Origin of the sequence: Vandammella animalimorsus (assembly GCF_002285285.1) — a bacterium.
In the GTDB taxonomy this organism is placed as follows: Bacteria; Pseudomonadota; Gammaproteobacteria; order Burkholderiales; family Burkholderiaceae_C; genus Lampropedia; species Lampropedia animalimorsus.
On the sequence record NZ_NSJF01000002.1, the window covers coordinates 428049 to 441800 of the forward strand.

Annotated in this window: 12 protein-coding genes; 9 read left to right on the forward strand and 3 right to left on the reverse strand. The window is 61.6% G+C overall.

Going from position 1 to position 13752, the window contains the following annotated elements; all coding sequences use genetic code 11:
- Positions 1-41 precede the first annotated feature (41 nt).
- Positions 42-2378, forward strand: coding sequence for a ribonuclease R (rnr, locus tag CK620_RS05380; protein ID WP_275250696.1), 2337 nt, complete (start codon positions 42-44; stop codon positions 2376-2378).
- A 136-nt stretch (positions 2379-2514) separates the two neighbouring features.
- Here rnr and CK620_RS05385 read toward each other — a convergent pair whose 3' ends face one another.
- The 3 genes from CK620_RS05385 to CK620_RS05395 form a co-directional block, all read right to left on the reverse strand.
- Positions 2515-3768: a multifunctional CCA addition/repair protein gene (locus CK620_RS05385; protein ID WP_095549421.1), complete on the reverse strand. Its 1254-nt coding sequence runs from the start codon at positions 3766-3768 to the stop codon at positions 2515-2517.
- Positions 3769-3792: 24 nt separating this feature from the next.
- Positions 3793-4515 (reverse strand): glutathione S-transferase family protein, encoded by a 723-nt coding sequence (locus tag CK620_RS05390; RefSeq protein WP_095549422.1) that lies wholly within the window; start codon positions 4513-4515, stop codon positions 3793-3795.
- A 71-nt stretch (positions 4516-4586) separates the two neighbouring features.
- Entirely contained in the window at positions 4587-5159 is a 573-nt protein-coding gene (locus CK620_RS05395) for a 5-formyltetrahydrofolate cyclo-ligase (RefSeq protein ID WP_095541821.1), read from the reverse strand.
- A gap of 15 nt (positions 5160-5174) precedes the next feature.
- Between CK620_RS05395 and CK620_RS05400 the strand changes: the two genes are divergently transcribed.
- The 8 genes from CK620_RS05400 to CK620_RS05435 all read left to right on the forward strand — a co-directional run bounded on the left by CK620_RS05400 (position 5175) and on the right by CK620_RS05435 (position 13731).
- Positions 5175-7202, forward strand: coding sequence for a lytic transglycosylase domain-containing protein (locus CK620_RS05400; RefSeq protein ID WP_095549423.1), 2028 nt, complete (start codon positions 5175-5177; stop codon positions 7200-7202).
- A 417-nt stretch (positions 7203-7619) separates the two neighbouring features.
- Positions 7620-9170, forward strand: a complete 1551-nt coding sequence (locus CK620_RS05405) for a class I SAM-dependent DNA methyltransferase (protein ID WP_095549424.1) — start codon at positions 7620-7622, stop codon at positions 9168-9170.
- Between the two features lie 21 nt (positions 9171-9191).
- Positions 9192-9623, forward strand: a complete 432-nt coding sequence (locus CK620_RS05410) for a nucleotidyltransferase substrate binding protein (protein WP_095549425.1) — start codon at positions 9192-9194, stop codon at positions 9621-9623.
- On the forward strand, positions 9610-9945 hold the full coding sequence (locus CK620_RS05415) for a nucleotidyltransferase family protein (protein WP_095549426.1): 336 nt from the start codon (positions 9610-9612) through the stop codon (positions 9943-9945). The genes CK620_RS05410 and CK620_RS05415 overlap by 14 nt, the downstream gene beginning before the upstream one ends.
- Positions 9942-10988 carry a PDDEXK nuclease domain-containing protein gene (locus CK620_RS05420; protein ID WP_095549427.1) on the forward strand — a complete coding sequence of 349 codons (1047 nt, stop codon included), beginning with the start codon at positions 9942-9944 and terminating at the stop codon, positions 10986-10988. Before CK620_RS05415 ends, CK620_RS05420 begins: the two co-directional genes overlap by 4 nt.
- Complete coding sequence (locus CK620_RS05425; protein WP_095549428.1) at positions 10978-12246, forward strand: restriction endonuclease subunit S; 1269 nt, start codon at positions 10978-10980, stop codon at positions 12244-12246. The genes CK620_RS05420 and CK620_RS05425 overlap by 11 nt, the downstream gene beginning before the upstream one ends.
- Entirely contained in the window at positions 12243-12830 is a 588-nt protein-coding gene (locus tag CK620_RS05430) for a DUF6932 family protein (RefSeq protein WP_095549429.1), read from the forward strand. The genes CK620_RS05425 and CK620_RS05430 overlap by 4 nt, the downstream gene beginning before the upstream one ends.
- On the forward strand, positions 12823-13731 hold the full coding sequence (locus CK620_RS05435; RefSeq protein ID WP_095549430.1) for a hypothetical protein: 909 nt from the start codon (positions 12823-12825) through the stop codon (positions 13729-13731). Before CK620_RS05430 ends, CK620_RS05435 begins: the two co-directional genes overlap by 8 nt.
- The last annotated feature ends 21 nt before the right edge of the window (positions 13732-13752 follow it).

Below are 13752 nucleotides of genomic sequence, written 5' to 3' on the forward strand. Positions count from 1 at the left end.
CAGGAAAGCGCAAATTGTAATCCAAAAAAACTGGATCTGAATTGAACAAATCCCATTTGATGCAAGAAATCGTCGGCACCGTACAAGGCCGACGCGAAGGACACGGGTTCATAACGCCCGATGATGCTTCCGACGATATTTATCTCCCCCCCGAGGCCATGCGCCAACTGGTACACCGCGACAGAGTGCGCGCGCGCGTCGTGCGCTTGGATCGCAAGGGCCGCCCTGAGGGCCAGGTGCTGGAAATTCTCGAGCGGCCCACCAAGACCATCATTGGCCGCCTGCTGCAGGAAAGCGGCGTCTGGTTGGTGGCGCCCGAAGACCGGCGCTACGGTCAGGATGTGATCGTGCCCGATGCGGCTACGGCCCATGCCCAGGTGGGCCAGGTCGTGGTGGTGGAGCTGACCGAGCGCCCCACACTGCACGGCCAGCCCGTGGGCCGGATTGTCGAGGTGCTGGGCGATGCCGACGACGCCGGCATGGAGATCGAGATCGCGGTGCGCAAGTACGAAGTGCCGCATGCATTTTCCGAATCCTGCCTGAAGGCGGCGGCCAAGCTGCCGGCCACGGTGCGCGCCGCCGATCGCAAGGGCCGTATCGACCTGCGCGACGTGCCGTTGATCACCATCGACGGCGAGGATGCGCGCGATTTCGACGATGCCGTCTATTGCGAGCCCGCGCGTGTGGGCCGTGGCAAAGGCTGGCGCCTGCTGGTGGCCATTGCCGATGTCAGCCACTACGTGCCCTCGGGCGGGGCCATTGACGCTGATGCGTTCGAGCGCGCCACCAGCATTTACTTCCCGCGCCGCGTCATCCCGATGCTGCCGGAAAAGCTCTCCAACGGCCTGTGCTCGCTCAACCCCGGCGTGGATCGCCTGTGCATGGTGTGCGACATGCTCATCACGGCCAAGGGCGAGCTGCATGCCTACCAGTTCTATCCGGCGGTGATGCACAGCCATGCGCGCATGACCTATACCCAGGTGGCCGACATCCTGCTCAACACCCGTGGCCCGCTGGCGCAACAGTACCAGGGCTTGGTGCCCGAGCTGCTCAATCTGCACGGCGTTTACCAGGCGCTGCTGGCAGCGCGCAAGCAGCGCGGCGCAGTCGATTTTGAAACCACCGAAACCCAGATCGTCTGCGACGACAACGGCCGCATTGCGCAAATCCTGCCGCGCACGCGCACCGAAGCGCACCGCCTGATCGAGGAGGCCATGCTGGTGGCCAACGTCTGCGCGGCCGATTTCTTGCAAGGCGCAGCTGGCCATTTGGCGCTGTACCGTGTACACGAAGGCCCGACGCCCGAGCGTCAGAATGTATTGCGCGCCTACCTCAAGGCCATGGGCATTGGCTTGAATATTGGCGATGACCCCAAGCCACAGGACTTCCAGGCCATTGCCGAAGCCACCAAGGACAGACCCGACGCGCAGCAGATCCACACCATGCTGCTGCGCGCCATGCAGCAAGCCATCTACACCCCGCACAACAACGGGCACTTTGGCCTGGCCTTCGATGCCTATGCGCACTTCACCAGCCCGATCCGCCGCTATCCGGACCTGCTGCAGCACCGCGTCATCAAGGCCATTCTGGCCGGCGGGCAATACCAATTGCCGGCCATCCCGCAAGCAGACTCCGTGACGCAGCAGTTCCGCCAGAAGCTGGCGGCCATGGTGGCGCCGCCCACCCAAGGCGTGCAGCAAGAGGCTGCCAAGGGCCAGGCCAAAGGCGCGGCGCGCCAAGGCCGGGGGCGTAAAAAGGCCGCCCTGCCCGATGCCCAGCGCATGCAGGTCTGGGAGCAGGCTGGCCTGCACTGCAGTGCCAGTGAGCGCCGCGCCGATGAGGCCAGCCGCGATGTGCAAGCCTGGCTCAAGTGCCAGTACATGCGTGAGCACCTGGGCCAGGTCTTTGCCGGCACGGTCTCGGCCGTCACCAGCTTTGGTTTGTTCGTCACGCTGGACGCCATGTACGTCGATGGCCTGGTGCACATCGCCGAACTGGGCAGCGATTACTTCCGCTATGACGAGGCGCGACAGGAGTTGCGCGGCGAGCGCACCAGCCAGCGCTATGGCATTGGTTCTCGGCTGCAGGTACAGGTCAGCCGCGTCGATTTGGATGCGCGAAAGATCGATTTCGTGCCGGTCATCGACGACCCGACTGGCAAAGGCGATGTCGGCCCAGGCCATGCTGCGACTGCGGCCCTGCTGCGCCCGCGCCGTGCCTCGCGCCGCAATGCGCAGGGCCAGGGCGCAGGCCAGGCCGATGACTGGCAGGCCAGCGCTGCGGCGCAGCGCCGCGCCAGCCGCCACCAGGCGGGCGATGCCGGTAGCCGCAAAAGCAGCCGCCGCAAAGACGCGGCCCGCAAAAGCCGCAAGCGTTGAGCGGCAGGGCGCGACCCTCTGGCAAAAGGACTGTGCGAGTCGCAGCGCCTGAGTGTGCGCTGCGCCTTGCATCTGCGGCTTTTGCCTCGAAAAGCCGCTTTGCAAACCGAATCTCGAACGCCCCTCTGAATACGCTCTAGAACAGCGCGGCGATGGCAGCGATGCGGGCGGCCTGGATGTGGGCACCGATTTGCGGGCCTTGCAGGCCCTGACGCGCTGCTTGGGCGGCGATGGGGGCGGTATCCACTGATTGCGCGGCCTGCAACGCTGCCAGCAGTCGCGGGCGCTGTGGATAGGCTGGGGCGATGGCATCTGCAGCCGCGCTTTGCGAAGGCTGGGGCAGGGCAGCATCGGCCTGGGCCATGCACTCGCAGGCCCACAGTGCCTGGGCGAAGCGTTCCGGGCGGCGCAGGGCGTCGCAGCGCTCCAGCAGGGCAATGGTGCGCGCCGCATCGGCATACAGGCTGGCGTCAATGGCCTGGCGTTGACGGGCCAGCAGCAGCGCCAGTTCGCGCAGTTCGGTGGGCACTTTCAGGCGGGTGGCCATGGCCTGGGCCTCGGCAGCGCTGGGCGTGCCGTGTGGGGCGGGGCCGTGCAGTAGGCAGGCGTAGCGCACGGCCAGCGGGGCCTGGGCGCGTACGGCTGCGGCCAGTGCCTGCAGCGCCGGGGGGGTGGGGCTATGCGCAGGGGGCGGCTGGCCCCAGCGCTGCGCCAGTTCGGGCAGCACTACGGCCAGTGCGCCGCAGTCGTGCAGTACGGTGAACATGCGCAGCGGTGCGCGCTCCATCAGCCCACGGGCCAGCTCTTGCCAGACGCGCTCGGGCACCAGGTGGGCGGCCTCGCCAGCTTGCACCATGCCGCGCATCAACGCCATGGTGTCCTCGGCGATGCTGAAATCGGCAAAGCGAGCGGCAAAGCGCGCCAGGCGAAGAATCCGCAGCGGGTCTTCAACGAAGGCTGCGCTGACGTGGCGCAGCCGCTTGCGCTGCAGATCGGCGCGGCCGCCGTAGGGGTCCACCCACTCCAGCTGGCCATCGGCCAGCTGGCGCATGGCGATGGCGTTGATGGTCAGATCGCGCCGGGCCAGGTCCTGCTCCAGCGTGACGCTGGGGTCTGCGTAGACGGTAAAGCCCTTGTAGCCGCGGCCGCTTTTGCGCTCGGTGCGCGCCAGGGCGTATTCCTCATGGGTTTGCGGGTGCAGGAAGACCGGGAAGTCCTTGCCCACTGGCGTAAAGCCCTGGGCGCTCATCCATTGGGGCGTAGCACCGACCACGACCCAATCGCGGTCTTGCACGGGGCGCCCCAGCAACTGGTCGCGCACAGCGCCGCCGACCATGTAGATGCGTGGGGTTGGCGCATTGCTGGCAGCCTGGCTCTGGCGGTGGGTCATGGGCGGCGGGCGTGGCTGGGGGCATCAGTCGCCGTGCGCGCCGCTGGCCTGTACGCGGTAGGGCTCTTCGGAGACGACGAAATCGTGCTCGGCCAAGGCATCCTCGATCCAGGCTGCCACGCCAGGGCAGGCACAGATGGCTTGTGCGTAGCCGCGCACGGTGTCGCTCACCGGCAGGGCGTAGGTTTGCACGCGCATGACCAGCGGGGCGTAGAAGGCATCGGCGATGGTGAAGCGTTCGCCGAACAGGAAGGGGCCATGGTGGTTGCGCAGCAGCTCGCCGCACAACGCCTCGATGCGCTGCATGTCGCGGCGCAGTGCGGGCTTGTCGCGCCAGGCGATGGCGCCGGCCTCGGGCAGGTGCGCCTCGATGTTCATCGGCAAGGCGCTGCGCAGGGCAGTAAAGCCGGTGTGCATTTCGGCGCAGATGCTGCGCGCCCGTGCACGCTGCGCAGTGTGCTCTGGCCACAGGTGCCGCTGGGGAAAGCGCTCGGCCAGGTATTCGACGATGGCCAGCGAATCCCAGATCACCAGGTTGCCATCGACCAGCACCGGCACCTTTCCGGCCGGGCTGATGTGCGAGATGGTTTTCTTGAACTCCGAATCGGGCGCGAAGCTGTCAAAGCGCAGCTTCACTTCACGGAAGGCGATGCCGTGCTCGCGCATCAGCACCCAGGGGCGCATGGACCAGGACGAATAGTTCTTGTTGCCGATGTAGAGCGTCAGCGCGGTGGCGGGTGCGGTCATGGGCGTCTCTCTCTCCTGCTGGGTGAATCGTTGTGCGGATGGCGGCGGGGCGGGCGCAAGGCTTCAGGTTCTTACACGGGCCAGACCACACCGTTGTCGTTGAGGATGGCGTCGAGCGGAATGTCGTGCGGCTCGGGTTCGAAGTCTTCGACGAAGCCTTCGGTATAGCCCAGGCCGACGGTGAACGGGCGTGGCTTGAGCGCTGCCAGCGTGCGGTCGTAAAAGCCCCCGCCGTAGCCCAGCCGGTAGCCGCCTGCGCCGTAGCCCACGCAGGGGATGAACAGCAGGTCAGGCTCCAGAATGTCCGTGTCCTTGGGCTTGGGGATGCCGTAGGCATCTTCCTCCATCGGGCAGCCTGGGTACCAGGCGTGAAAGCGCAGCGTCTTGTGGGTCTTGTCCACCACGGGCAGGGCGATGCGGCGCATCATCGGCGCGTCGAGCAGCTCGCCATCCTCCTTCCAGCGATGCAGCGCCGGCAGCGGATCGAACTCGCCCTTGATCGGCCAGTACGCGCCGATGACCAGCTCGGGGCGATCCACCAGCCAGATGCGCATGACCTGCTGCAGCTGCGCATTCTTCTCGATGCGGCTGGCCATATTGACCCGCCGCTGCACCAGAGTTCTCCTCAGCGTGGCTTTGTCCATTTCATAATTCCCAGCATGCGATCGACCACCATTCTGACACCACTTTGCGCCGCTCTGGCCCTGCTGGCAGCCGCTGCCGCAGGCCCGGCGCAGGCCCAGCCGCAGCCTACGGCCAGCACCGCCCCGCAGGCGTCGTCGCGCGCCGGCGATCAGGCGATTTTGGAGATGCGCCAAGCCTACACGGCAAAGAATGGCGTGCGCCTGGCCCAGCTCTTGCCCAGCGTGCAAGGCCATGCGCTGGAGGGCTGGGGCGCGTACTGGGAGCTCAGCCACCGCCTGCGCGATGCCGAGCGGCGCGAGGTCGACGCCTTCCTGGCGCGCTACCGCGGCAGCTACGTTGAAGACCGGCTGCGCAACGACTGGCTGTTGCTGCTGGGCCAGCGCCGCCAATGGGCCGAGTTCATGCACTATGCCCAGGGCTTTCGCATGCAGGACGACCCCCAGGTCAAATGCTATGAGCTGCTGATCAGCGACATCCAGGGGCGTGCCGCGCCTGCCGCGCCGCAGCAGGTGCTGTCGCTGTGGTGGGGGCAAAACCGCGCCGACGACGGCTGCACGCACGCCGTGCAAGAGTTCTTCGCCGATGGCCGCATCAAGCCCCAGGAAGTCTGGCAACGCGCCCGCATTGGCGCGCACCACAACCGCCCAGCCGTGGTGCGTGCGGCCGTGGCCATCGTCGCGCCAGCCTCACTGGCGCATGTGGACAGCGCCATGGGCAAGGCCGCAGCCTTCCTGGGCCATCGCAGCACCGCCAGCGACCCGGCGCGGCGCGCCCTGGTGCCGCTGGCCCTGGCGCGCCTGGCCAGCAGCGATGCCGCCGCTGCCGCCGCACAAATGCAAAGCCAATGGGCCGCGCACATGAGCCCGGCCGAGCGCGACTTCGTCTGGGGCGCCATCGGCCGCTGGGCCGGCATCCGTCTCGCGCCGCAAGCGCAGGGCTACTTCGCGCAGGTGAAAAATCCGCGCAACCTGCTCGATGAGCAACTGCACTGGAAGGCCCGTGTGGCCTTGCGCTTTGGCCAATGGCCGCAGGTGGCGCGCGCCATCGACGCCATGAGCGTCGATGACCAACAGTCGCCCACCTGGGCCTACTGGCGCGCGCGCGCGCTACAGGCCACCGGCCGGGCCGAGGACCAGGCCAGCGCGCAGCGCCTCTTGCAAAGCATCGCCGGCACAACCAACTTTTACGCCCAGCTGGCCTACCAGGCGCTGGGCGGCAAAGTCGGCATCGCGCCAGAGCCCGCCGCCCTCACCGAAGCTGAGAAAGCCCGCGCGCGCACCAATCCTGGCCTGCTGCGTGGCATCTACGCCATCAGCATTGGCCTGCGCAGCGAAGGCGTGCGCGAATGGAACTACACCACCAACCTGCACGAGCGCGGCGGCATGAACGACCGCGACCTGCTGGCCGCCGCCGACCTGGCCTGCCGCTACGAAGTCTGGGATCGCTGCATCAACACCAGCGAGCGCACGCGCGACTTCATGAGCTTTCGCCAGCGCTACCCCATGCCCTTCAAGGACGACGTGGTGCGCCGCACGAAGGAAATCCAGCTCGACCCGGCCTACGTCTACGGCCTGATCCGCCAGGAAAGCCGCTTCATCATGGACGCGCGCTCCAGCGTTGGCGCCTCGGGGCTGATGCAAGTCATGCCCGCCACCGCCCGCTGGACGGCCAAGCGCATCGGCCTGGAGGACTTCAAGCCCGGCGACCTCAACCACAAGGACACCAACATCGCCATCGGCACGGCCTACCTGAAACTGGCGCTGGATGAATTTGCCGGCTCCATGCCCCTGGCCGCTGCTGCCTACAACGCCGGCCCAGGGAGGCCACGCAGCTGGCGCAACGGCCCGGTGCTGGAGACGGCCATCTGGGCCGAGAACATCCCCTTCAACGAAACGCGCGACTACGTGCAAAAAGTGCTGGCCAACGCCACCGTCTACGGCGCCATCCTCAGCGGCCAGCCACAATCGCCCAGCCTGCGCCTGGGGGCCCACATCGGCCCGCGCCAGGAGAGCGACCCAGCAGCGATTGCCGATCTGCCGTGATGGCAGGATGGCAGGATGGCAGGATGGCAGGATGGCAGGATGGCAGGATGGCAGGATGGCAGGATGGCAGTTTCTCAATAGTCCACAGCCGTCACCGGCCTGAGAACTGAAGACGCTGCCTTAGTTTGCCGCGCGCTCTGTGCTGATGCGCAGCAAGGCCGCGCAGCAGGGGGGCTTCGCCTCGCTGCCTACAGGCAGCCGTGCAGAGCCTACTGCGCCGTGATGCATGAACAGCTGTAAATCCACTTTCGCCGTGGTCAGCCACGCGTGCCCGAGTGCGCCGGGCATCAGTGCTGATTTTGGTCTTGGCCTGTTATTGGGGCGGCAGGCCATCCCCTATCATTTCCGCAACGCCGCGCCGCCTGCGCTTTCCGGGTTGGCAGGGCTTGATCATGAACACATGGGACAAGCGGATACATGGCCAAAACCCCTCTCGCGCAAAACAACAGCGCTCTCGGCTTCGAGGCCGAGCTTTTCAAGGCCGCCGACAAGCTGCGCGGCAATATGGAGCCTTCCGACTACAAGCACGTCGCGTTGGGGCTGATTTTTCTCAAATACATTTCCGATGCCTTCGAGGCCAAGCATCAGGCGCTGCTGGCCGAAGATGCGCAGGCGGTCGAAGACCCGGATGAATACCTCGCCGACAACGTGTTCTGGGTGCCCAAGGAGGCGCGCTGGTCGCATTTGCAGGCGCATGCCAAGCAGCCGGTCATCGGCAGCCTGATTGATGACGCGATGCGTGCCATCGAAAAGGACAACGAGCAGCTCAAGGGCGTGCTGCCCAAGGACTACGCCCGGCCCGCGCTCAACAAGGTGATGCTGGGTGAGCTGATTGATCTTGTCTCCGGCATTGCGCTGGGCGAAGAGGGCAACCAATCCAAAGACATCCTTGGGCGCGTGTACGAATATTTTCTCGGCCAGTTCGCCGGGGCCGAAGGCAAGCGTGGCGGCGAGTTCTACACCCCGCGCTCGGTGGTGCGCGTACTGGTGGAAATGCTCCAGCCGTATTCGGGCCGCGTGTACGACCCCTGCTGCGGCTCGGGCGGGATGTTTGTGCAGTCGGAAAAGTTCGTGACCGAGCATGGCGGCCGCATCGGCGATATCGCCATCTACGGGCAGGAGTCCAACTACACCACCTGGCGGTTGTGCAAAATGAACCTGGCCGTGCGCGGCATCGATTCGGACATCCGCTGGAACAACGAGGGCAGCTTTCACAAGGACGAACTGCCGGGTCTCAAGGCCGACTACATCCTCGCCAACCCGCCCTTCAATATCTCCGACTGGGGCGGCGAGCGCCTGCGCGACGACGTGCGCTGGCAGTTCGGCGTGCCGCCCGTGGGTAATGCCAACTACGCCTGGCTGCAACACATCTATCACCATCTGGCGCCCAATGGCACCGCAGGCGTGGTGCTGGCCAATGGTTCGATGAGCTCCAGCCAGTCCGGCGAGGGCGACATCCGCCGCGCCATGCTCGAAGCCGACGCGGTGGATTGCATGGTGGCGCTGCCCGGGCAGCTGTTCTACTCCACCCAGATTCCCGCCTGCCTGTGGTTTCTGGCGCGCAACAAAAACCCCGGCAAGGGCTTGCGCGACCGGCGTGGGCAGGTGCTGTTCATCGACGCGCGCCAAATGGGCGTGCTGGTGGATCGCACCCGGCGCGAACTGGGCGATGTGGAGATCCAAAAAATCGCCGACACCTACCACGCCTGGCGCGGTGAAACAGGTGCGGGTGAATATTCGGACATCCCCGGCTTCTGCAAATCCGCCACGCAGGACGAAATTCGCCAGCACGGCCATGTGCTCACCCCCGGGCGCTACGTGGGCGCGGCGGCGCAGGAGGACGACGGTGAGCCGTTTGCCGAGAAGATGCAGCGCCTGTCCGCCCTGTGGCGTGAGCAGCGTGCAGAAGGCGCCAGGCTGGATGCTGCCATCGAGGCCAACCTGAAGGCGCTGGGCTATGAAATTTGATTTTCATCGGGAGGCAAACGCATGAGCCTGAGTGTTGAACACCTGCGCCGTACCGCCGACACCTTGCAAGAGGCCGTGAATCGTTTGCAGCAAGTGGAATCCGAACAGGAGGTATTGCACGACCTATTCCGCAATGCCGCGATCAAAAGCTTCGAGCTGTCGCTGGAAACCACCGGCAAACTGTTGCGCAAGGCGCTCAAACGCTATGGCGGCAGCCCGCGTGCAGTGGACAGTCTGGTCTTCAAAGACCTGTTCCGCCACGCCATGAAGCACGGCCTTTTGGATGAAGCCGCCGTGGAACGCTGGTTTGCCTACCGCGCCAATCGCAATACCACCGCGCACGACTACGGCGCAGGTTTTGCCAATGAAACCCTGAAAATCCTGCCCGCCTATTTGCAGGATGTGCGCGACTTGACCGCGCGTTTGCAGGAGCTGTTCGATGCCGAAACGTGAGATAGCCGAGCTCGATTTGTCGCCGCGCCACCTGGCCGTGCTGCGCCAACTATTGGCGCAATATGCTCCGCAGGCTCAAGTATGGGTCTATGGCAGCCGCGTCACTGGTGGCGCGCATGAAGGCAGCGATTTGGACATCGTGCTGCGCAACCCGGCCAATTTGAACCAGGCAATCGCAGTCTGGTGCGACCTGCAAGAGGCCCTGCGCGAAAGCGACCTGCCCATGCTGATAGACCTGCACGACTGGGCGCGTCTGCCGCCTGAATTTCAGCGCAACATCGAGCGCGCCTACGTGGAATTGCAGCCAGGAGATGAGGCATGAGCGACGAACTTGCACCAGACGGTGAATACCTTGCCTGGCTCAAAACGCTGAAAAGCCGTTTCCGCAGCGTGCAAATCAAGGCCGCCGTGGCCGTCAACAGCGAATTGCTGCGTTTTTACTGGCAACTGGGCGCGGATATTGCCGAGCGGCAAAGCCGTCACGCCTGGGGCAGCGGCTTTCTGGCGCAACTCAGCCGCGATTTGATGCAGGCATTTCCCGAAGTCAAAGGCTTTTCCAAGCGCAACCTGGAACGCATCCGACAGTGGCATCTGTACTGGGTGGACGAGGCCGCAATTGCGACACAGCTTGTTGCGCAATTGACCGCCATCCCTTGGGGACACAACCTCGCCATCATCAGCCAATGCCAAAGCCGCGCCGAAGCCCTGTACTACGTGCAGCAAACCCAGGCGCAGGGCTGGAGCCGCGCCGTACTCACCCACCAGATCGAAAGCGGCCTGTGGCAACGCCAAGGTCAGGCGTTGAACAACTTCGCCCAAACCTTGCCTGAGCCGCAGTCCGATTTGGCCGCGCAAGTGCTGAAAGACCCGTATATCTTCGACTTTCTGAGCCTCACGCCCGAATACAACGAACGCGCGCTGGAAAACGCCCTGCTGGAGCACATCACCCAGTTTCTGCTGGAGCTGGGCGCGGGCTTTGCCTACATGGGGCGGCAAGTGCCCCTGCACGTGGGCGAGCGCGAATTCTTTCTGGACTTGCTGTTCTACCACGCCCGCCTGCACTGCTATGTGGTGGTGGAACTGAAAACCGGGGACTTTGAACCGGAATTTGCCGGCAAACTGAATTTCTATCTGAAAGCCGTGGACGAACAACTGCGCGGCCCGCATGACGCGCCCAGCATCGGGCTCTTACTGTGCAAAAGCAAAGACAGGCTGGTGGCCGAATATGCGCTGTCGGATATTCACAAGCCGCTGGGACTGGCAAGCTACCAGCTATCGCATGACTTGCCACCGGGCTTGCGCGAGCAACTGCCGAGTATTGAAGCGCTGGAACAGGAATTGAAGGAGATGGGGAATGGGGAGTGAATGGAAGATTTCTACAGTTGGAGATTTCTGCCCGTTCATTTATGGCAAGGCCTTGCCGGAACGGTCTCGAACTCCTGGTATGTTTCCAGTAATCAGTTCTGCAGGTGTCAGCGGATCGCATAACGAACCATTAGTAAATACAGCCGGAGTTGTAATTGGTAGGAAAGGGACAGTTGGCAGCGTGACTTTGAGCAAGTCTGCCTTCTGGCCAATCGACACAGTTTTCTATATTGCAGATGAGCCGCAGCGTGATTTGCTGTTTACTTATTACTTGTTAAAGACACTGGGGTTAGACCGCATGAACTCTGATAGTGCGGTGCCCGGCCTTAATCGAGAAAATGCACACGCTCGAATCATATGTGTACCTGAGCTTCAGGAACAACGCGCCATCGCCCATATCCTCGGCACGCTGGACGACAAAATCGAGCTGAACCGCCAGCAAAACAAGACGCTGGAGGAAATGGCGCACGCCCTGTTCAAAGCCTGGTTCGTGGACTTTGAACCCGTGCGCGCCAAGATGGAAGGCCGCTGGCAACCCGGCCAAACCATCCCCGGCCTGCCTGCACACCTCTACGACCTCTTTCCTGATCGCCTCGTCGAAACCGAACAAGGCGAAATCCCGGAAAGTTGGCAGATGCGTTCGCTTGATTCAGTTGCAAGTTATCTGAATGGCCTTGCGCTACAGAAATTTCCACCTGAAAGTGAAACCGAATTCTTTCCGGTCATCAAGATTGCACAGCTGCGCGCTGGAAATACGAATAGCGCAGACAAGGCGAGCACGCAAATCAAGCCCGAATATGTTGTCAACGACGGCGATGTGCTGTTTTCGTGGTCTGGGTCACTTGAAGTTGAAGTTTGGAATGGCGGGCGCGGCGCATTGAATCAACATCTTTTCAAAGTCACTTCTAGCGAGGTGCCAAAGTGGTTCTATTTCTTCGCTACCCGTCATCATTTGCCAGATTTCCGAACCATTGCCGCAGGCAAAGCCACAACTATGGGGCATATTCAGCGCAAGCACCTCACAGCTGCGAAGATTGCAGTTGCTACGCCAGAGCAGATGGAAAAAATTGACGCATTCATAGCGCCGCAATTTGAACAGATGATCCGCAACGCGCAACAATCCCGCACCCTCGCCCAACTGCGCGATACCCTGCTGCCCAAACTGATTTCTGGTGAATTACGCGTGGCGGATAATGCCAATTTTATAGAAAATTCGATTTCTTTATTTGGTGAAAGCAATGAAAGGGGTGGGCCATGACGGCAAATAAAGCATCTATTCCTTATTGGGATAATGAGGGGTTATTGCCACCGATACACCCTGATGTGTCAGGCAACAACCCGAATCGCTCCCCTTATGCGATGGATTTATCCATGTTTATAGATCGCTTTGCTACATCGCCAGAGCGTATCGATATACTGGATGGTCTGCTGCGTTTTCGTTCGGATTTGCATGCTGCTGGGATTAATTCTGGATTTCAGTGGCTGGATGGCAGTTTTCTTGAGAATATCGAGATATTGGAAGACAGGCCGCCTAACGATATAGATGTGGTGACGTTCTTCTACTTGCCCCAAAAGCAAACCCAAGCTTCTCTCTTTCATCGATATCCATATTTGTTTGACCCGGCACAAACCAAGCAACTCTACGCAGTGGATGCTTACCCTTTTGTGCTGGGAGAAACAACCGCCCATCATCATGTCAAGATGATTGCTTATTGGTACAGCATGTGGTCCCATCGCCGCGATGGGCGATGGAAGGGGTTTGTGCAGGTTGACCTCAACCCGACGAAGGATATCGATGCTCGCACTATCTTGAGTCTTGCAGGAGGGCTCCATCATGGCTAATACTTATCTGTTTCTCGCTTCCGAAATCAAGGAGCTAGAAAGTCTATTGGCGGAAATTCCTCAAGAAAATGTCATTGAGCGCCTTGGCCTTGAGTCTAGACTGAAGTCGGCCCAGGTTGCCTTGGAAAAACTGCCGAAAGAGATTGCCCAAAGGGCGCGATTGACGTTCCGTGGTAGACCAGTTTTAGGAAGTCATGGCATTGCTGCTGACTTTGCAGGCAAGGCAGCTGGGGCTTTTGCCGATGCGTTTGCTGCTGTTGCTGCCGGTCTGGGTGAAAATCTACGTTATATGGGGCCTATACCTAACCGCGGCAAAAACCAATTGTTGATTACAGGCACTGCAGTCGGTTCGTTTGGTTTCGAGTTTGAGCTGCCTCCGGCTTTTCCTTCATTGTTTCCAGAAATGGAAACTTCGCAAATGGCAATGACTAAAATTGAGGCATTGTTTAGATTGTCCGCTGAAGGTAGTGACGATGAAGTTGCCGAAATAATTGAGGAGGTTCATCCTCGTGCAGTGAAAAAAGTTCATGATTTTATTGAATTGCTAGTGGAACAGGAGGCATGGTGTGGTCTTGAGTTTGCCGATCAATTTTTCCTTTATTCTGGTCATGAGCAAATTAAGAAATCACATGAGCGTTTGAAGTCAGACAATATTCAAGAGCGAACGGAAGCCTATCGCGGTGAATTTCAGGGAGTATTGCCTGCTGGGAGGAAGTTTGAATTTTTTCTTATAGATCAAGATGGGCTCATTAGAGGTAAAGTGGATCAGGCTATAGAAGATCCTGATATTCTCAATCGGGAATGGCTACATAAGCCGGTAACTGCTCAATTCAAAGTAATGCAGGTGGGGCAAGCCCGACCTCGCTTTACCTTGATGTCATTGGATGACTTGCACATATGATTAATTGGTCTGCGAGAGCTA